Below are 20632 nucleotides of genomic sequence, written 5' to 3' on the forward strand. Positions count from 1 at the left end.
TAAAAATGGCGAAAACATTGATGAGATTTACAGGTGTTGGAGGACAAGGAGTTTTACTAGCTGGAGAGATTTTTGCTGCTGCAAAAATCAAAGCCGGAGGCTATGGACTAAAAACTGCCACATATACTTCACAAGTAAGAGGTGGTGCAACAGTTGTTGATATTACTTTAGAAGATGAACCTATTTTATATCCATATGCAAATGATGGAGAAATTGATTTTATGTTATCAGTTGCTCAAATTTCATATGATCAGTTTAAAAATGGTGTAAAAGAAGGTGGAGTAATTGTAATAGAACCAAATTTAGTAAAACCAACAAATGAAGATAAAAAAAGATTTAAAATCTATGAAATTCCAATTATTACTATTGCAAAAGAAGAGATAGGAAATGTAATTACACAATCTGTTTTAGCTTTATCAATAGCAAATTATATGACAAATGAAAGTGTAGATAATGAAATTTTAAGACAAACAATGCTTTCAAAAGTTCCACAAAAAGTACATGAAATAAATAATAAAGCTTTTGATTTGGGATTAAAATATGCCAAAGAGGCAGTATTAAAAGATTAGCCTTTTGGCTACTCTTTTATATACTTTTCAAAATCTTGTATTTTCTTCTCTAATCTAGCAGACAAATATAAATTTGAGTTTTTTAAACAAGATAAAATTAATCTAGCCTCTTTTAAATATGCTTTTTTCTTATTATTATCCCAATATGCAGGTGGTTCTTGTAAATTTGTAATTCTATCAGCAAGTTTTACCATTTGAATTTCATAAGGTTGAGTTAAAATTCTATTTAAACTATCTGCCATTTGTTCATTTTTTGCTAATTGTTTATTTTTACTTAAAGATTCAACACCTTGGGCTACTTCTAAACCAAAAGCATCAAAAACTTCATCAAAAGTAGTATTTGTATCTTCTATTACATCATGTAATAAAGCACAAGTTATTGCCAAATCAGATTTTTTTTCATCCATTTTTGATTCTACTGCTGCATGAATAACTTCCATAGCAACACTACAAAGATGAGTTAAGTAAGGTAACTCTTTTGGTGTTTTTTGCTCACCATGAGCTTTTGCAGCAAAAGTTAAAGCTTTTAAATAATTTTCTTGTGAAAACATCTATCTTCCCCTTATTTCTTTATTTATTATATTATTTGATTTAGAAAATAAAATTAAATCTTCAGTTGTTTTTACATCTTGGGGTAAATTTTTTAAAGATTCTTCTAAAATATATGTAGTGCTTAAAGCATCACTATAAGCTCGATGATGATTATCTATATTTATATTTAAAAGTTCCTTTAAAAAACCTAGCCCATATCTTTGTGCATCAATTGTTCTTCTTGCAAGGGCAATTGTACAAAGTTTTCTATTTTCTAATTTTCCTAAATCATATTTTAAAAAAGAATTAGAAATAAAATTATAATCAAACTTTATATCATGTGCCACAAAAACATCATCTGATAAAAATAATTTAAATTCTTTAAGTACATTTTGAATTCTAGGTGCATCTTCTAACATTCTTGGGGTTATATTTGTAACTTCTTGAATATATTTTGGAACATCTCTTGCATAAACTAAAGAGTCAAAACTATCTATTATTTTACCTTCTTTATATTTTACTGCACCTAGTTCTATTATTTGACCTTTATTTACATCTGAACCATTTGTTTCAATATCTACTACACAAAAAGTTTGATTATAAAAAGCTGTTTTTGATGTTTTTAAATAGATATAATCTCCTTTTAATTCTATAGGAAAACCATTTGATAATAGTAGTTCCATCTCTAATTCTGGATTATCAAAAAAAGTATCTTTAAAACCATCTAAAGTATCTAGAAATTCTTCTAGTTTCATATCATTTATATTTAGTTTTTGTGTTAATCTATCAATATTTGATAAGTTTTCTTTTGATTTTTTCTTTTTAGATTTCATTTGCTGCTTTTACAAACTCTTTCATTTTTTCTTTATCTTTTTTACCTTTTGAAGCTTCCACCCCACTGCTTACATCAATGCCATAAAAATTATAGCCTTTTAACTCTTTTAAGTTTGAAGCAGTTAAGCCACCAGCTAAGATAAGTTTTGAGCAATCAACATCTTTAAACCACTCTAAAGCTACTCTTTTGCCAGCTCCTCCAAAACCTTCAACAAAAGCATCAACTAAATAATAGTTCTCATCTAAATCTTCTAAATCCTCTTTACAGTTTGCTCTTATAACTTCAATATATTTTATATTTAAATTATCAAATTCTGTATTATCTTCATCATCTATAATTTGAGCTAATTGCATATTTGTTAAGTGGCAAATATCATTTATATGCTTTGAAGACTCATTTACAAAAAGACCAACTGTTTGAATAAAAGGAGGAAGTTTATCGACAATTTCTTTTGCTTTTTTTACTTCAATATACCTAGGACTTTTTTCATAAAAAACAAAACCTAAAGCATCTGCACCTGCATTTATCGCATCAAGTGCATCTTCTAAATTAGTAATTCCACAAATTTTAATTCTCATATGACAACTTTAATTGATTTTTTCGGATTATATCATTTTATATTTAATTTTAACTATTTTTCATATCTTGACTGACTTTTTTTTTAAATGTATAATTGTATTAAGGTAAGTGTCTTTTTAAAGGATTACAAATGGATAATTTTAAAATATTAATTGTTGATGATAATAAATTAAATATTTATTCATTAAAACTTTTAATTGAAGATAACTTTGATAATTTAGATATTTATGAAGCTTTAAGTGTAAAAGAAGCTTTTAAGATAATTGATACACAAAATATTCATTTAATTTTAAGTGATATTCAAATGCCCCAAATGGATGGCTTTGAATTTATAGAAAAATTACACTCTTTTGATAAGTATAAAAATATTCCTATTATTTTTATTACTGGTATTTATAATGATTCAAAATATTTAAAAAAAGGGTATAAATTAGGAGCTATTGATTATATTACAAAACCAATTGATGATGAAATTCTTACTTTAAAACTAAATAGTTATATGCAATTATTAAAAAAAGCCTCTAATGAAGAAAATGAGTATAAAAATCTATTAGAAGATATGAAAAGAGAAGATAAAAAAGATGAAATATTAGAAAATCTTTATAAATAAGAGGTAATACCTCTTATTATATTTGTAAACTTTTTATAGCTTTTGAATAATCATCACTTCCAAAAACATAACTTCCAGCAACAACCACATCTACACCTGCTTGTTTAAGTTCAGCAATATTTTTATCATTTACTCCACCATCAACTTCAATAAGACAATTTGGATTTCTTTTATTGATAAGTTCTTTTAGCTTTTTTGCTTTTTCAACAACACTTGGAATAAATTTTTGTCCACCAAATCCAGGATTAACAGACATTAATAAAACCATATGTAAATCTTCAAGTAGATATTCAATACTTTCAGGAGTTGAATGAGGGTTTAATACAATTGCAGGTTTAATTCCATAATCTTTTATTTTTTGAATAAGCCTATGAGGATGTTTCTCACTTTCAATATGAAAAGAGATATATTCTGGTTTACATGGAGCAAATAAATCCACAAAAAAAGTATTATTTTCAACCATTAGATGTATATCTAAAGGTTTTGTTGCAGCCTTTGCCACAGGATTTACTACAACTGGTCCAATTGTCATATTTGGAACAAAATGACCATCCATTACATCAACATGAATTAAATCACAACCACCATCACATATAGCTTTTATCTCTTCATCAAGTTTTCCAAAATTTGCAGATAGTATAGAAGGTGCTACAAGCATCAAATAACCTTTAATAATTAATTTTTGGGGATTATAACATTGTTTTTCTTGAAAAACTATTTTAAAAAATTATAGCTTTTCAAATTTAGGATTCCACTGCAACCACTCCTCTTGTACATCATCATATAAAGGAAATTTTGACATTTGTTTTGCTCTTTGTTTATATTGCGTTGGAGTTACTAAAGAAATACCACCAGTTAATAATGTCTCTAAAGTCTCTGTTGAAATTTTTACACCTAAAAGGCTAATTTTCATACCAAAAGCAGTAGCATTATAAAAAATAGAATTCTCCCTTACTAAGTTTTTAAACTCTTTATCAATATATAATTGCAATTGAACATTTGTACCATCTTTTGAAAGCTTATATTTTTCCACAACTCCAATTTGAAGTTGTCTATAAAATACAGGCGAATTTTCTTTTAATGAGCTTTTTCGTTTTGCATTTACAACTATTCTTAAGCCATCATTATTAAATCTTTTTTCATTATAAATCTCTTCTAGGTTTTTATAAAAAGGGAAATTATAAAATTTATTGACTTTTTTTGCTTCTTCATTTAAAGTAATAAATGAAATACCACCTTTTACTAACCTATCTAAAGGTTGAGTATTTATATTTAATTTACTTAATGAGAAGTCTATATTTAAACTATCTAAAGCATAAAATTTTGTACTTTCATTTATAAAATTAGCAAAGTTTTCAAATACAAAAATCTCAACATCAATTTTTGAAGTTTTTTCATTGTAAATTTTAGAAAGCACCTTACCAGCTTCTACTCCTTTAAAATAGATATTATTTGAAGTAGCTATTAAATTTGCATCATCTAAACTAATAGTAAATCTTTTTGCTTTTTGTTGTAGATATTTTTCTTCTAACATCTGTTTATAACTTGAAAAAAGTTCAAATCTATTTATAGTTCTTTTAGTCTTTAAATTTGGTGTTTCAAAAGCTATTGAAGAGTTAATAAAACCATTTAAAGGAGCTGTTTTAAAAGAGATATTATCAATATTTGCATTTATTTCAATGGGAGATTGAGCATAAAAAATTGAACTATCATTAACTAAATATTTATACTCTTTAAAAATTTCTGCTTCAACTCTTAACTCATCACTATTTTTAAATAATTTTTTATTTTTTACTTTACCTACTTCTATATTTTTAAAGTATATTGGTGCATTTTCAGAAATATTTATACTATCTTTGGTTTTTAAAACTATATTATAAACACTTTTTGCAATTGATTTATCATTTAAAGTATATATATCATCCACTTTACTTAATTTATTTGTAGTTTTAGTAACTTTTATATAATTACCCTTTACAAGAGTAGATAAACCTTCAATATTTTCCAATGAAAAGCTAGGTTTTACTAACTCAAAATAAGGTTTATACTCTAAAATAGAACTAAACTCTTTTTTTAGTTTTATAAAAATATAGCCTATTTTTTCATTTGGTAAATATTTTAAATCATCAACAAAACCTATTTCAATTCCATTATAAAAAACTTTACTAAACTCAACTTCTAAATTATGTCCTTGATTAGACTGTAAAACTAAATAATCTTTTAAATAAGCAATTTCATCTTTACTATCATATAACTCAAATACTTTTTTTGTATTTTTTAGACCCTCTTCTTGTGAATTTGAATCAAATTGTATTCCCCCAGCAATAAGAGAAGCTAAAGTATCAATTTTAAATCTAATTCCTGATAGAGTTGCTTTTAAATCCACTCCACTTATATTCCAAAAATTACTACTTTGTTTAACTAAACTTTTATATTTATCTTCTATAAAAATAGTATATAAAATATCATTTTTTACTAAATTCTTTTTTACTATTTTTCCAACTACAAAACTTTTATATAAAACCGGAGCACCTACTTCTAAACTGCCTTTTGAAGATTTTAAAGTTAAAAAAAGTCCCTCTTCAAAATAATCAATAGGTTTTTCATTACTTGCTTGAAAAATATATCTTTTAGGTAACTTTTTTATCTCTTCTACACTTTTAACTTTAGGCATAGCTTCTATATATATACCACTTAAAATAGTATTTAATCCTGAGATTTCAGTAATAGTTGCTTTTGGTTCAACTTTCCAAAACATTGTGCCTTTTCTTGTAACTAAGTCAAGAGCTTGTTTATGAACTGATATTTTTACTAAAAACTTATCAATATTATTTATATCAACTTCAATACTAGAAATAACTCCTATTTTAATACCTTTATATTTTAAAGGTGTTTTTCCTGATACAAGTCCTTCTGCATTATCAAAATAAATACTTATTTCTTCACCTTGTTCATCAAAATGTTTATATACCATTATAGAAGAGATAAGTAAGGCTATAAAAGGTAATAGCCAAATAATAAATACAATTTTTTTACTTTTTTTTACACTCTCATATTTAATTTCTTCATTCATACTAATCCTTATCCCATAATTGTCTTGTATCAAAACTCTCCGTTGCAAGCATCGTCATTACTACAACAATAGTAAAAGCAACAGCAGCAAGCCCTGCACTAATATTTGATAAATTTTCAAACTGTACCATAACTATCATCAAAGCAACAACAAAAATATCTAACATAGACCATTTGCCAATAAATTTTATAATTCTATAATATCTAGTTGCATTTCTTGCAAGTTCTATTTTATTGTATTTTGTAATATATAATAAATAAAGTAATACTGCTAATTTAAATATAGGAACAGCGATACTAGCTACAAAAATTACAAAAGCTATTAAATAGGATTTTGTTTGAAAAAAATAAACTATTCCATCAAAAATAGTATTTGCTTCAATTACTCCTAAAGTTGTCACATACATCATGGGAAGCAAGTTTGCTGGTACTAAAAAAATAATAGCTATTATGCTAAAACTTAGAGTTTTAAGTAAAGAGTATTCATCTCTTTGTTTTAATTTACTATTGCATCTTGGACAAATTTTTACATCAATAGTTGATACCTTTGAACAATGGGAACATAATACCAATCCTAAATCTTTATCACTTTTGTAATTCATCATCATTCCATACATCATAAGGATTAAATAAAGACATAGTTAAAAACATCATTATTAAAAAGCCTAAAAAGAAATAAAAGCCTAAGCCTATACTTAAAGTTGCCATTTTTTGAAGTTTAATAATAGAGACAATAATACTTATCATATAAACTTCAGCCATTTGCCACTCTAAAAGATGCTCATAAAATTTTAAAGGTTTAGAGACAAATCTTGCATCTTTTCCTAATTTTAAAGGTATTAAAATAGATAAGATTAATATTAACATACAAAAAGGAGTAATTACCCCAATAAAAGTTATTAATATTGAAATAGCCGTATAGCCATTGCTAAAAAATATTAGAAGTGTCTCCACTAAAGTAGTAGTTTGCTTTAATTCCAAAATTTCTAAACTTAATAATGGTAAAAAAATAGCTGGAAAAAAAAGAATTATTGAAGTTATTGCAAAAAGTAAAACAACTTGATAATCCTGCCCAAATCTATACACTATTGCATTACATCTTGGACAATGAAATTGATGTTTATAATCTACTTTTGGCTTATTTAATACTAAGCCACAATCTTTGCAAATTGTAATGTTCTCTAAGTTTTCAGACAATAACATTCCTTCTTTTAATATAACATACTATATTATAATAATCATAAAAATAATTTAAATGTAACCTTTGAGTACAATATAAAAAAAAGGCTTAATATGACTATTTTAAAGCAATTACTTCTAAGTATCTCAATCATCTCTCTTATTGTATTATTTTCTGGTTGTCAAGAAAGTAAAAAGGAAGAAAAGCCGGCTGTAAATATAACACCTATTAAAGTAAAAGTACATACATTAAAAAAACAAACCTATCCAATTTGGGTTGATTTTTCAGGAAAAACTGAAGCTTTTAAAAATGTTTCTATTACTTCAAGAGTAACAGGAGAACTTCAAAAACGATATTTTGAAGCAGGACAAACTGTTAAAAAAGATCAACTTTTATTTAAAATTGATGATAGTAAATATAAAAGTATAGTTGAGCAAAAAAATGCTACTTTACAAAAAGATAAAGCAAGTTTAAATCTTGCAATAGCAAATGTAAATAGATATGAGCCATTAGTAAAAAAAGGGCTTGCACCAAAAGAAAAACTTGATCAATTAATAGCTGAACAAAAGCAGTTAAAAGCTGTTGTTGATGCTGATATTGCAGCACTTAAACAAGCAAAATTAGATGTGGATTATACTCAAATCAAAGCAACTATTGATGGAGTTATTGGAAAACCTTTAGTAGATATAGGAAATATGATAAATGCTTCAAATACTGTTTTAGCAAAAATTGTCCAAAGTAATCCTTTATATGTAAACTTTAATCCAAGCAGTGATGAAGTAGCACTTATAAAAAGGTATAGTTCTCAAAAAGATTCTCCTGTTGAAGTTATACAAACAGAAAATAGCTATAAAACAGTAAAAGCAAAAGGATATGTGGATTTTATAGATAATGTTACAAATGAAACTACTGGAACAGTAGCTATGAGAGCCATAATTAATAATAATGAAAAATTACTTTTCCCTGGAACTTTTGTAGAAATAAGATTATTTATAACAGATAAAATAGAAATAATTGCAGTAAATCCAAATAATCTAGGACAAAATCAACTGGGTTCTTATGTTTTAATAGTAAATGATAAAAACCAAATAGAAACTAGACAAGTAGAAATTAAATTTAGCAATAATAATTTAGTAATTATAGAAAGTGGATTAAAAGAAGGAGATAAAGTTGTTGTAAGTGATATAACAAAACTAAGAAATAGTTTAGTTGTAGAACCAATAGAAGTAGAAAATCCAATAAAAAAGTAGGATAAGTTATGTTTTCAATTTTATTTATTAATCGTCCTATTTTTGCAAAAGTTATCTCTATTTTTATTGTTATTGTAGGACTTATTTCTTTATATTTATTACCAATTGCACAATTCCCTCAAATGACTCCACCAACAATTCAAGTTAGTGCAAAATATACTGGAGGAAGTGCCCAAGTTGTTGAAACTTCTGTTACAACACCTATTGAAGAACAATTAAATGGTGTTGAAGGAATGATATATATGGATTCAACTTCTTCTTCGGATGGAGTTTCAACAATAAACTTATATTTTAAATCTGGATATGATTTAAATGTTGCAGCTATTGATGTACAAAATAGAGTAACTTTAGCCATGCCTGTTTTACCTGAATCAGTAAAACAGCAAGGAGTTACAACTAAGAAAAAATCAACTTCAATGGTACAAATTCTAACTGTAAAATCTTCAAATCCTATGCATGATGCACTTTTTTTATCAAACTTTGCAAGTATTAATATAGCAGAAGAGTTAAAAAGAATAGATGGAGTAGGAGATGTACAAAATTTAGGGGAGAGAAAGTATTCTATGAGAATCTGGATAAATCCAGATAAACTTTCAAACCTTGGTATTTCAATCAATGAAGTAACAGCTGCAATTAAAGAACAAAATTTACAAGCTGCACTTGGAACAGTTGGAAGTAGTCCAAATAACTCTTCAAATAAATTTCAATATACCCTTACTTCAAAAACAAAACTTGTATCTGCAAAAGAGTTTGAAGATGTAATTATTAGACAAAATAGTGATGGAAGTAAGGTAAGAATAAAAGATATTGCAAGGGTAGAATTAGGTGCTGAAAATTACAGTTGGTCAGCAAAATTAAATAATAAGCCAACAGCAGCTTTAGGGATATATCAACTTCCAGAAGCAAATGCTTTAGATGTAGCAACAAAAGTAAATGAAAAAATTCAAGAATTAAAAGATAGATTTCCACAAGGAGTTGTTGTTGAAGCTTCATATGATACTACAAAGTTTGTGGAAGTTTCTATTGAAGAAGTTATACAAACACTATTTGAAGCCTTATTACTTGTACTTTTTGTAGTTTATATTTTTTTACAATCACTTAGAACAACTATTATCCCTGCAATTGCTATTCCCGTATCTTTAATAGGTACTTTTGCCCTACTTTTAGCTTTAGATTTTTCAATAAATACCTTAACTTTATTTGGATTAATTTTAGCTATTGGGATAGTTGTGGATGATGCTATTATTGTAGTTGAAAATGTGGAAGCAAACTTAGAGAAAAATCCAAATATGACTATAAAAGAAGCAACTACTAAAGCAATGAAAGAAGTATTTACACCTATTGTTTCTACAACACTAGTATTACTTGCTGTATTTATACCTGTTACTTTTATCCCTGGAATTTCAGGAGCTTTATATAAACAATTTGCAACTACAATTTCTTTTTCAGTAATAATTTCTGCAATAAATGCCTTAACTTTATCACCTGCACTTTGTGTAACACTTTTAAAGAAAACAAAATCTCATACACAAGAACATAAAAAGAATTTTATTTTTGAAAAATTTGATAATGCTTTAGATAGTTTTAAAAATGTATATAAAGTAATTTTAGAAAAACTTATTAAATATTGGAAAATAGTAATTTTAGTTTATTTTCTACTTTTAGGTGCTACTTATTTTGCTTTTAAACTTTTACCAACAGGGTTTCTTCCAGATGAAGACCAAGGTACATTAGTAGCTTCTATTTCTCTTCAAGCAGGAACAACTTTAAATAAAACAGAAAATACAACAGATAAAATTGTTGAAATTATGAAAGAGACAAAAGGGGTTAGAGATGTTTTATCAGTTGCAGGGTTTAACCTTATTACAGGAGCATTAGATTCTTCAACGGCTACGGTTTTCTTAGTATTAGAAGATTGGGAAAAAAGAACTACAAAAGAGACTTCTATTAATTCAATCATAGCTAGTATAAACCAAAAAGCAAATACTCAAATAGAAAATGCAAATGTAAAAGTATTTAATATGCCATCAATCCCTGGTCTTTCAGCTGTTGGTGGATTTGAAGTAAAACTTCAAAATTTACAAGCAATGAATATAAAAGAGTTTGAACAAAAAGCCCAAGAATTTATAAAAAGATTAAATGAAGAAAAATCTATTATGATGGCTTATACTACTTTTAATAGTAATTATCCTCAATATTATATTGATATAAATAGAGATAAAGTATCTGCATTAAACTTAAAATTAAATGATGTATTTGCAGTTTTACAAACATATCTTGGTTCTTTATATATCAATGACTTTAATAAATTTGGAAAAACTTATAGGGTATTTATTCAAGCTGATGAAAATTATAGAAATGAAAAAAACTCTATAAATAACTATTTTGTAAAAAATTCTAAAGGGGATATAGTTCCTTTAAGTACAATTGTAGAAATAAAAAGAACAAGTGGAGTTAATACTATCACTCACTTTAACTCTTATCAAAGTATTTCAATAAATGGAGTTCATAATGCAAAAGAAGGATATAGTTCAGGAGATGCAATAAAAACTATTGAAAAACTAGCAAAAGAGACTTTGGATTCTGAAATAGGATATGAATTTGCAGGTTTAAGTTTACAAGAAAAAGAAGCAGGAAATGCAGCAACTTATATTTTTGCTTTATCTATTTTAATGGTATTTTTATTTTTAGCTGCACAATATGAATCTTGGATGATGCCACTTATGATAATGATACCAATTCCAGCAGTTATGTTTGGTGCTTTAGGTGCAAATGTTATAGCAGACTTATTAAATGATACTTATACCCAAATTGGACTTGTACTTTTAATTGCAATGTCTTGCAAAAATGCCATATTGATTATTGAATTTGCAAAAGAGCTAAGAGAAAAAGGAGAAAGTATAATAGAAAGTGCTATGAATGCTTCTTTATTAAGACTTAGAGCAATTTTAATGACTATTTTTGCATTTTTATTGGGAATATTGCCTTTAGTATTTGCAAGTGGAGCAGGAGCTGCTTCTAGACAATCATTAGGAACAGCAGTATTTGGAGGTATGGTAATGTCAACAATTTTAACTTTATTTTTAACTCCTGTACTTTTTGTAATACTTCAAAGATTAAGAGAAAGGAAAAATAATGCATAAATTAAAAAAGTTATCAATTATTAGTTGTTTCGCACTTTTTATATCTACAAGTTTTGCAAAGGATTTAAATTTAGAAGAATTAATTACTATTGCTTTAAAAAATAATACAAATATAGAATTATCAAAACAACAAGCAAATATAAAAAAAGAACAAGTAAATAAAACAACTTCTTCTTATCTACCAAATATGTCTTTAAATGCCTCAGCCTCTCAAAAAGAGATTGAACAAAATAATGTAAAAGTTGATGACAATGTAAATAGTATAGGTATAAATGCAAATCAACTTATTTATGATTTTGGAAAAACAACAAGTAATATATCTTCTTCAAAATATAGTTATAATGAAGCACAAAATGATTTAAGAGCTACTATTTCAAAGACTATTTTAGAAGTAACATCAACTTATTATGATATTTTAAATAAATATCAACAAATTGAAGTTGCAAAAGAAGCAGTAAAACTTGATGAGCTACAACTAAATCAAGCACAAGAGTATTTTAAAGCAGGAGTTAGAACAAAAATTGATGTAACAAATGCAAAACTAAAATTATCAAACTCTAAATTAAAACTTATTCAAGCAAAATATAATCTAAAAACTGCAAATACAAAACTTATTTCTATTTTAGGGAAAGATTTAGATTCTAATATAAATATAAAATTTCATAATCAAAAAATAGTAACTTTAGTAGAAAGTACAAAATATAAAGACTACTCTTTAGAAAATCTAATAAGTTTAGGATTGGAAAAAAGAGAAGAAATAAAAAAATATAAAGCAAAAATTGAAGCAAATAGAGAACTTTTAGATGTAAGTAAAGCTGAATATTTACCAAGAGTTGATTTAGATGCAACTTATAATAATAGTGACTCAGATAAGATAACTTCAGAAGATTTGGAACAATCTTCTATTTCTTTAAATTTAAAATGGAACTTTTTTACAGGATTTTCAACAGTGGCAGATAATAAAATCTCTTTATCTAAATTAAGTAGCTCAAAAAAAGAACTACAACAACAAATTTTAGATATAAAACAAGAAATAACAGCTGCTCATTTAAATGTAAAAGAGAGTATTGATAGTTTAAATATTGGTTTATTAAATGTAAATTTGGCAACTGAAAATCTAAACTTAGCAAATGAAAGATATAAAGCTGGATTAAATGACTTAATAGAATTAAATGATGCAAAACTTGAATATACACAAGCAAAAAGCTCTTTAGTAAATATCTATTATTCTTATCTTTCTAATTTAGCAAAGCTTAAATATTCTATTGGATTAATAAATGAAGAGATATAAACAAGCATTAATAATTTTGTTTTTTTCAACTTCATTATTTGCAAATAATATAAATAGCTTGTATGAACAGGCTTTAGAATATGAAAAAAACCAACAATACAAAGAGGCTATGGAAATTTATAAAAAAATAGCCAATTTAAATAAACCTCAAAAAAAAATTGAAGAATCAATAAGTTTTAAACAAACAAAAAAAGATTCAAATACAAAAAAAGATTTTACAAGTTTAAAAAGTAAATTTTTCAATAAATATCTTGATAAAATTGAAGATAAAGAGACTTCAAATACTTTAGAACAAGTAATTATTAGAGACTTTGGTTTATACCCTTATAAAACTACATATTTACTTCCTGTTACTTATGATACAAAAGAAAAAGATAATAGAAGTCAATATGAAACAAAATTTCAATTAAGTTTTGAAAAACCATTAACATATAATATATTTGGTTTAAATGAGACTATCTCTTTTGCTTATACTCAAAAATCATATTGGCAAACTTCAAGAGAATCAGCACCTTTTAGAGAATCAAATTATCAACCTGAATTTTTTGTAACAATTCCATATAAAAATGATAATTCGTCATTAAAAGGGTATAAAATTTCATTCTTACATGAATCAAATGGACAAGCAGAAGAGAAATCAAGGTCTTGGAATAGAGTATATTTAGAAAGTTATTTTCAATACTCAAATCTTTTTTTAATTCCAAGAATTTGGTATAGAATACCAGAAAAAACTAGTAATGATGATAATAAAGATATAGAAAAATATCTAGGTTTTGGGGATTTGACTTTTTTTTATCCATATAAAAAACATACTTTTGAATTAAAACTTAGAAATAATCTTAGATTAAATAAAGATAATAAAGGAGCAGTTGAGTTTAACTGGAGTTTTCCTCTTCCAAGCTTTCTTAATATTGCAAATAGTTTTGGATATTTTCAAGTTTTTAGTGGCTATGGAGATAGTTTAATTGATTATGATAAAGAGATAAACAAAATAGGTTTAGGAATAGCTTTTACAAGATAATCATCTTAAAGTAGAAACTTTTTGTATAGTTTTTGTTTCTACTTTAAAATCATTAATTACTTCATCATAATAACTAATTTGTATTTTTGCATTTTCTTCTATTTTCCCATCAATAAAATCAAAAGTTATTATATTTTCTTCACTTGCAAAATCTGCTTTTTCATTTTCATATAAAACAACAAATCTATTGTCAGATACCTTATCCCAAAAGAGACCTACTTTTTTTTGACTTTTATTAATCTCTAAATAATTTCTATTGTTTTGGTCTTCAATAAAAGAAAAAGTATTATTTTCATCTTTTATAAAAATAGTCTTATTTTTTATCATTGAAACATCATAAAGTTCTATTACTTTACTTATTAAATTATATAGTTTAAATAAAGAATCATTAGTTTGAAGAAATATCTGATTATTTTCAATTGTAAACTTCCATATTTCATCTTCTACATTTAAAGTAGTATTTTTTGCTAAAGTGTACTTAGAAGTTTTCTCTTTTTTTATAAACTCCCCTTTATTATTGTAAAGACTTAATTCTATTTCATTTTTTTTAGTATTAATAAAAAACTTTAAAATCTTATCTTTTTCAAAAGGAGTATAAAACTCAGTATCAACTTTTAAAAATTTATCACTAAATGATAAAGTTTTAGTTGTAATTGAGTTTACATACGAATGAGCTTGCATTTCAAGATGACTATTTATAATATCTATATAATTTATATCTTTTAAATTATTTGAATAAAGACTATTTTTTATATTTGAAACTTCTTTTTTTAGATCTTCATTTGTAATAGTCTCAAAAGTTTTTCCATCTTTTAAAGAAAAAGATATTGCATAAGTAAGAAAAAGTGCATTTATATCTTTTATTTCTGAAGAGATTTTTTTCAATTCATTTATATCTGAAATTTCAAAAATCTTAGCAAGTTTTTCATATTCTTCTTGCAGTTTTGCTTCAAAATTTTCTGAATCCTTTACTTTTTGTGAAATATAAATCGAAATAAAAGTAACTAAATTACTATAAGTTTTAATTTTTTCAGTGATTAAAACATCAATCTCATCATCATATTTTTTATTATTGTTTATATCAAAATATGTATTTTTATTTGGAATTATACTTATAGGATAAAAGAACTCTTTATTAAAAAAATATCTATTTTCCTCTTTTTTTGTATTTTTAGAGCCCTTATTATCAACTAAGCTTGCATTATAAATTTTATCTGTTATTATAACTTTTTCTTCTTTTTTGCCACACCCTACAATTAAAAATAAAGCTCCTAAAAATAAATATATAACTCTCATAATTTTTCCATTTTAAAATAATTTTATTTATTATAACATTATATATTTTAAATGTAAAATTTTTTATTTTTTTATTTTTCTTTTAAAGCTTCATCTTTATATCTAATCATAGGAGAAATAATATATTCTATTAGTCTTCTTTTTCCTATTTTTATATCAACACTACAAGTCATACCAGGTTTTAAAGTTACATATTTATCATCGATTTTCATCTTATTTGTACTAAGTTCTACAATAATAGGATAAACTTCTCCTAAATTCTCATCTAAAATTGAAGATTTTTCTATATTTGTAATAACTCCTTGAATATATCCATATTTAGTAAATTTAAAACTATCAATTTTTACTTTTACTTTTTGTCCTACACTTATAAAACCAATATCTCTATTTAAAACTTTTGCTTCAACTTCTAAAGGTGATTTTTCAGGAATAATTTCCATTATAACTTCACCAGATTGTAAAACTTTTCCTTCTGTAATATTTTTTAGATTGTAAATTTCACCATTTTGAGGAGCAATAATTGTTTTTATTTGTAATAAATAATCACTTCTTTGTAAATCAGGAATTAGACTTTCTATTTCATTTGATACCTCAGAATATTTTTTTATATATTCTTCTAAAGTATTACTTTTAAACTGGGACAACTCTTTTTTTGCTATTTTTAATTGAGTATTTAATTTACTTTTTTCTTCTTTTTTAATTTTAATATTTTGTTGTCTTTCTATATACTCTTTTTCTAAATCTTTTAAAATGATTTCTGATTCTAATCCTTTAGAAACTAACGATTTCATTTGTGTTAATTTATATTCAATATAAGGTAATATTTTTAACTGTTTTTGAAATTCTGCCTCTATCATTTTCTTTTCAAAACTTATTTTTTCTATTTTCATTTTTAAAGATGAAACTTCTGTATCAAAAGAAAAAATGCTACTTTCTAATTCAGAATTAATTCTTTTTAAAAAAGAAGATAAAAGCTCCTTTGTCTCTATTTTATCAACTTTAGTTTCTTCTTTTATATAATCAATTAAAGCTTTATAATAAAGTTTTTTAGATAAAGCTATTTGATACTTAATTTTAATTCCATTATTATCAATAGTTTCCATATTATCTTGAAACTCAAGTAAAATTTCACCTTTTTTTACTCTTTGTCCATTTTTTACAAAAACTTTTTTTACTATACTTGTTTCTTTGGGTTGAATATATATCATTCTAGAACTAGGAATTGTTTTTCCTTGAGAAGGAGCTATTACATCAACTTGACTTAGGCTTAACCATAAAATCAAACAAAGAAAAAAAGAACCTATTAAAAAAGGTATTATCCATAATGACTTAGAAAATTTAGAAGATAAAATACTATCTAATCCTGATAAAAACTCTATGTTATCTTTTTTCATTTTATCTCACTTAATATATTTTGGGCTTTACATAAATTTGCAAAATACCCTTTAGAATTTTTTAATAACTCCTCTTTTGTCCCCTCTTCTATTATATTTCCATTATATAAAGAGATGATTTTATCTACTATTTTTAATACAGAAACCCTATGAGAAATAATAAAAACTGTTCTATTATCACAAATCTTTTTTAAATTTTGTTGGATTATCATTTCTGATTCAAAATCTATTGCACTTGTTGCTTCATCAAAAATCAAAATACTAGGATTATTTATCAATGCTCTTGCAATTGCTATTCTTTGCCTTTGTCCTGTTGAAATTAGATTTCCTCTCTCTCCAACAATGGTATCATATGCATTTGGTAACTCTTTGATAAATTCTATTGCTCCACTTAGTTCACAAACTCTTTGTATATCTTCCATAGTTGCCAAAGGATTAGCAAGTAAGATATTATCTTTAATACTTTTATTTAAAAGTAAATTATCTTGCATTACCACTCCTATTTGTCTTCTAAGCCAATTAGGATCAATTGTAGCAATATCTAAAGCATCTATTTTTATTTTTCCACTACTTGGAGAATATAATCTTTGTAAAAGTCTTGTAAAAGTTGTTTTTCCAGAGCCTGATCTTCCTACTATTCCTATAATTTCTCCTTGTTTTATTTGTAAATTTATATTATTTAATACTAAATTAGAATGTTCAAAATATTTAAATGAAACATTTTCAAAAATAACCTCTCCTTTTAAAGTAGGTAAACTTTTATTTATAGAGTTTATAGAAATCTCTTCTTTTGTATTAAATATCTCTCTTACTCTTTTTGTAGAGATTTTCACTTGATAAATTTGTTGTAAGGTTTGTGCAATTCTTTGAGCAGGAGCCATTATCCTTCCTACTAGCATATTAAAAGCAATTAATTGCCCTGCTGTCATATTTCCATCAAGTACACTTAAAGCCCCTATCCATAGACATACCGCAATTGTTAATTTATTTATAAAAGCTGCAATTTGAGAAATATTTCCAGAAATATCATCTGTTCTTGTGTTATATTTAGTTTGTTTTGCCAAATGTTCTTCATAATCTCTTCTAATTGTAGGTTCTATTGACATAGATTTAATAGTTTCAATAGAAGAGATACAATCAAATAAATATGATTGGGAATCTGTTGAAAGTTCTAATTTCTTTTTCAATCTTTCTTTTAAAATAGGATTTGCTACCCCATATAATATAAAGATTATAATAATAGCAATAAGTACAAAAAGAGTTAGTAGTGGAGAAAATAAAAACATTATAATTAAAAAAATCAATCCAAATGGAAAATCAATAAATGAAGTCAATAAGTTTGAACTTATAAAATTTCTTATATATTCTATTTCTTTAAATCTTGCAACTGTATCTCCTGATTGTTTATTCCCATAAAAACTTAAAGGCAAAGAAGTAAGATGCCTAAAAAACTTTGAAACTAAAGTAATATCAACAATAGCTGTCATATGACTAAGAAGATGTTTTCTTGAATAAGAAATAATAAAATCAAAAATTGAAATTATAAATAATCCTATAATTAATACCTCCAATGTACTTCTACCACTAGAACTAAATACTTTGTCAATAATAATCATAGTAAATAAAGGAGTAATTAATGCAAATAATTGGATTATAAAAGCTGCAAAAAGAACATGATAAACTAATCTATTTTGTTTAAAAAAGGATTTAATAAACCATCCTAAACCAAAGTTTGAAATAGAATCAATTTCATTTACATTATCTTTCTTAGCAAATAAAATTATCGATCCATCATATATATTTTCAAATTTTTGTTTATCCAATTGAACTTTTTGTGAAGTTTCAAAATCATATATAGTATAAATATTATCTTTAATTGAAAAAAGTAAAGAATATTGATTATCTTTAAGTTTTACTACACAAGGAAGAGGATTTTTATATATTTTTTCTATTCCTGCATTTATTTTTTTTACTTTAAATCCATAATATTCCGAAGCAACATAAAAAAGATCTTGTTCTTCTATTTTTTTAGAAGTTCCACTTTTATGAATAACATCTTCATAATTGATTTCATTATTTTGTATTCTTGTTAATAATAAAAAACAATGAACTAAACTATTTTGTATTTGTACTTTTTCATTCATATAAAAATCCATTTACTTTTTCTAAAAACTCATTATCTAAGCTACTTGTATACTGCTTTAAACTTGCATACTCCAAAATAAAAAGATATTTAAATTCTGTAAATTTATTTAACTTTTCATAATACTTATTTTCCTCATCTAGTAAATCAATTATTGATTTAGTTCCTAAATTAAATCGCTCTCTCATTCCATCTAAAGAAAACTTTTTTGACTTTAAAATTTCAGGATATGATTTGATAATTTTGAAATAAGAGGTTATTTTATTTATTTTATTTTTCAAATTTTGCTTTGTTTCTTTTAAAAGTTTATTAAAAACTAATGTTTCAATTATTGTTGAAATTTTTGATTGCTCATAGTTTCTTACATCATAAAAGCCATTAAAAAGATTGATTCGTAATAAAAAAATAAGATTTTTTTCATTATCTATTCCTGGAACATTGTTCATTTCATACTCGTAATTAAGGCTTAATGTTGGTTCAAATTTACTAAAAGATAATTCTTTTTTAATTTTAGTTTGTATAACTTTTAACTTTTGTATTTTTATATCAATATTATCATCTATTTTATTTTCTTGATTTTTTAGATTTAAAAAATTTACTTTTTCTAAATTAATATTCTTTTTAATCTCAATATTTTCAATACCTGTTAATTTTTCTAGATATGATTTACTTAAATTAAAATCCAGTTCTAAGCTTAATTTTTGAGTTAGAAGTTCATCTTTTTGAGCTTTTGATTCCAAATAGTCTGCTTTTGAAATAAATCCAGATTTATATTTATATTTTGCCCTTTGAAGTATTTTTTCCAATCTTTTTAATTTTTGATTTGCTAAATCTATTTGTTTTGCTTTAAAAAGAGTTTCAAAATAGTATTTAATAACCTCAAACATAAGTTTTTGTTTTTCTTGTGTTTGAGTTAAAATACTTTGAGAGAAATCATTACTTTTAATCTTATAATCGAGATATTTACTTCTATCATAAATTACTTGATCAATATTTAATACAATATCTCTTCTATATTTTCTTCTTTCTTCTTCAATACCATCAACAATAACGGGAAATTCATTTTTTCTTATATATTTTCCATCAATTCTAACTTGTGGATAAAAGGAAGAAAGAGACTTATCTACTTCTTTATTTTTTATCTTATTTTCAAATTGTGAAATTTGATAATCCTCATTTATTGCAAAGGCAAGATTATAAACTTCTTTTAAATCATAAGTTTTTGAATATAAAAAAAATACAAAGAAAAATAAAACAATTATAACTTTCATAGAAGATTATTCCCTATTTTCAGTTATTATTTTTCTATTTCCATCTTTATCTACACTTTGATATTTAAACTTTTTACCTTTAAAAGAAGAGTTTTTTAACTCTTCTAACATTTTATCTCCTCCCCCAAGAGGAGCAATTAAATCAATAATCCATAAATTATCACCACTATTCCAATCATCAAGTCCGAGTTTTCCTACACCTAATTGCAATCTTTTATCAACTTCGTCATTTACATAAGCCCACAGTATCAATCCTACTGGTTTATTATCTTTATCTTTATATAATCTAAATTGCTCTTTCATTAATGGTGGAAGAAGCAACCATTCTAAATCTGCTACAAAAAAACTCAATCTATGTGCATTTGAATTTAATACTACCAATAATGCCTCACCTAAAACCTCAGTTAATTTTGCTCTCATTTCAAAAGTTTTATTTTCCATTTTTAT

General features: G+C 24.9%; 18 protein-coding genes. 6 read left to right on the forward strand and 12 right to left on the reverse strand.

What is annotated here, in order from left to right; translation table 11 throughout:
- The first annotated feature begins 5 nt into the window (after positions 1–5).
- The gene (locus tag AMYT_RS09330) at positions 6–569 is read left to right on the forward strand and encodes a 2-oxoacid:acceptor oxidoreductase family protein (RefSeq protein WP_114842281.1); all 564 of its coding nucleotides are present in this window, start codon (positions 6–8) and stop codon (positions 567–569) included.
- Positions 570–577: 8 nt separating this feature from the next.
- On the opposite strand, the gene AMYT_RS09335 is transcribed toward AMYT_RS09330, so the two are convergent.
- Genes AMYT_RS09335 through AMYT_RS09345 form a run of 3 tightly spaced genes read right to left on the reverse strand, consistent with a single transcriptional unit; the run spans position 578 to position 2513 of the window.
- A complete protein-coding gene (locus AMYT_RS09335; protein WP_114842282.1) occupies positions 578–1120 on the reverse strand; it encodes an HD domain-containing protein in 543 nt (180 codons plus the stop codon).
- The gene (locus AMYT_RS09340; protein WP_114842283.1) at positions 1121–1933 is read right to left on the reverse strand and encodes a 3'-5' exonuclease; all 813 of its coding nucleotides are present in this window, start codon (positions 1931–1933) and stop codon (positions 1121–1123) included.
- Positions 1923–2513, reverse strand: coding sequence for a phosphoribosylanthranilate isomerase (locus AMYT_RS09345; protein WP_114842284.1), 591 nt, complete (start codon positions 2511–2513; stop codon positions 1923–1925). The genes AMYT_RS09340 and AMYT_RS09345 overlap by 11 nt, the downstream gene beginning before the upstream one ends.
- A gap of 131 nt (positions 2514–2644) precedes the next feature.
- Between AMYT_RS09345 and AMYT_RS09350 the strand changes: the two genes are divergently transcribed.
- Positions 2645–3124 (forward strand): response regulator, encoded by a 480-nt coding sequence (locus tag AMYT_RS09350; RefSeq protein WP_114842285.1) that lies wholly within the window; start codon positions 2645–2647, stop codon positions 3122–3124.
- Between the two features lie 16 nt (positions 3125–3140).
- Here AMYT_RS09350 and rpe read toward each other — a convergent pair whose 3' ends face one another.
- The 4 genes from rpe to AMYT_RS09370 form a co-directional block, all read right to left on the reverse strand.
- The gene (gene rpe, locus AMYT_RS09355; protein WP_114842286.1) at positions 3141–3782 is read right to left on the reverse strand and encodes a ribulose-phosphate 3-epimerase; all 642 of its coding nucleotides are present in this window, start codon (positions 3780–3782) and stop codon (positions 3141–3143) included.
- Positions 3783–3851: 69 nt separating this feature from the next.
- On the reverse strand, positions 3852–6197 hold the full coding sequence (locus AMYT_RS09360; protein ID WP_114842287.1) for an MlaD family protein: 2346 nt from the start codon (positions 6195–6197) through the stop codon (positions 3852–3854).
- Between the two features lies 1 nt (position 6198).
- Entirely contained in the window at positions 6199–6798 is a 600-nt protein-coding gene (locus AMYT_RS09365; RefSeq protein WP_162919494.1) for a paraquat-inducible protein A, read from the reverse strand.
- Positions 6782–7393 carry a paraquat-inducible protein A gene (locus AMYT_RS09370; RefSeq protein ID WP_162919495.1) on the reverse strand — a complete coding sequence of 204 codons (612 nt, stop codon included), beginning with the start codon at positions 7391–7393 and terminating at the stop codon, positions 6782–6784. Before AMYT_RS09370 ends, AMYT_RS09365 begins: the two co-directional genes overlap by 17 nt.
- 96 nt (positions 7394–7489) lie before the next feature.
- On the opposite strand from AMYT_RS09370, the gene AMYT_RS09375 reads away from it, so the two are divergent.
- From AMYT_RS09375 to AMYT_RS09390, 4 genes are read left to right on the forward strand one after another with little or no spacing between them, the layout of a single operon-like run.
- Positions 7490–8626, forward strand: coding sequence for an efflux RND transporter periplasmic adaptor subunit (locus tag AMYT_RS09375; protein ID WP_114842290.1), 1137 nt, complete (start codon positions 7490–7492; stop codon positions 8624–8626).
- Positions 8627–8634: 8 nt separating this feature from the next.
- The gene (locus tag AMYT_RS09380; protein WP_114842291.1) at positions 8635–11769 is read left to right on the forward strand and encodes an efflux RND transporter permease subunit; all 3135 of its coding nucleotides are present in this window, start codon (positions 8635–8637) and stop codon (positions 11767–11769) included.
- The gene (locus AMYT_RS09385) at positions 11762–13060 is read left to right on the forward strand and encodes a TolC family protein (protein WP_114842292.1); all 1299 of its coding nucleotides are present in this window, start codon (positions 11762–11764) and stop codon (positions 13058–13060) included. The genes AMYT_RS09380 and AMYT_RS09385 overlap by 8 nt, the downstream gene beginning before the upstream one ends.
- Positions 13047–14081 carry a phospholipase A gene (locus AMYT_RS09390; RefSeq protein ID WP_114842293.1) on the forward strand — a complete coding sequence of 345 codons (1035 nt, stop codon included), beginning with the start codon at positions 13047–13049 and terminating at the stop codon, positions 14079–14081. The genes AMYT_RS09385 and AMYT_RS09390 overlap by 14 nt, the downstream gene beginning before the upstream one ends.
- On the opposite strand, the gene AMYT_RS09395 is transcribed toward AMYT_RS09390, so the two are convergent.
- From AMYT_RS09395 to AMYT_RS09415, 5 genes are all read right to left on the reverse strand, one after another.
- Positions 14082–15377 carry a hypothetical protein gene (locus tag AMYT_RS09395; RefSeq protein ID WP_114842294.1) on the reverse strand — a complete coding sequence of 432 codons (1296 nt, stop codon included), beginning with the start codon at positions 15375–15377 and terminating at the stop codon, positions 14082–14084.
- A gap of 71 nt (positions 15378–15448) precedes the next feature.
- Positions 15449–16771: an HlyD family type I secretion periplasmic adaptor subunit gene (locus AMYT_RS09400; protein WP_114842295.1), complete on the reverse strand. Its 1323-nt coding sequence runs from the start codon at positions 16769–16771 to the stop codon at positions 15449–15451.
- A complete protein-coding gene (locus AMYT_RS09405; RefSeq protein ID WP_162919496.1) occupies positions 16768–18915 on the reverse strand; it encodes a peptidase domain-containing ABC transporter in 2148 nt (715 codons plus the stop codon). Before AMYT_RS09405 ends, AMYT_RS09400 begins: the two co-directional genes overlap by 4 nt.
- On the reverse strand, positions 18908–20185 hold the full coding sequence (locus AMYT_RS09410) for a TolC family protein (protein ID WP_114842297.1): 1278 nt from the start codon (positions 20183–20185) through the stop codon (positions 18908–18910). Before AMYT_RS09410 ends, AMYT_RS09405 begins: the two co-directional genes overlap by 8 nt.
- Before the next feature lie 6 nt (positions 20186–20191).
- Positions 20192–20626: a toxin-activating lysine-acyltransferase gene (locus AMYT_RS09415; protein WP_114842298.1), complete on the reverse strand. Its 435-nt coding sequence runs from the start codon at positions 20624–20626 to the stop codon at positions 20192–20194.
- Positions 20627–20632 lie beyond the last annotated feature (6 nt).

The organism is Malaciobacter mytili LMG 24559 (assembly GCF_003346775.1).
Lineage (GTDB): Bacteria > Campylobacterota > Campylobacteria > Campylobacterales > Arcobacteraceae > Malaciobacter > Malaciobacter mytili.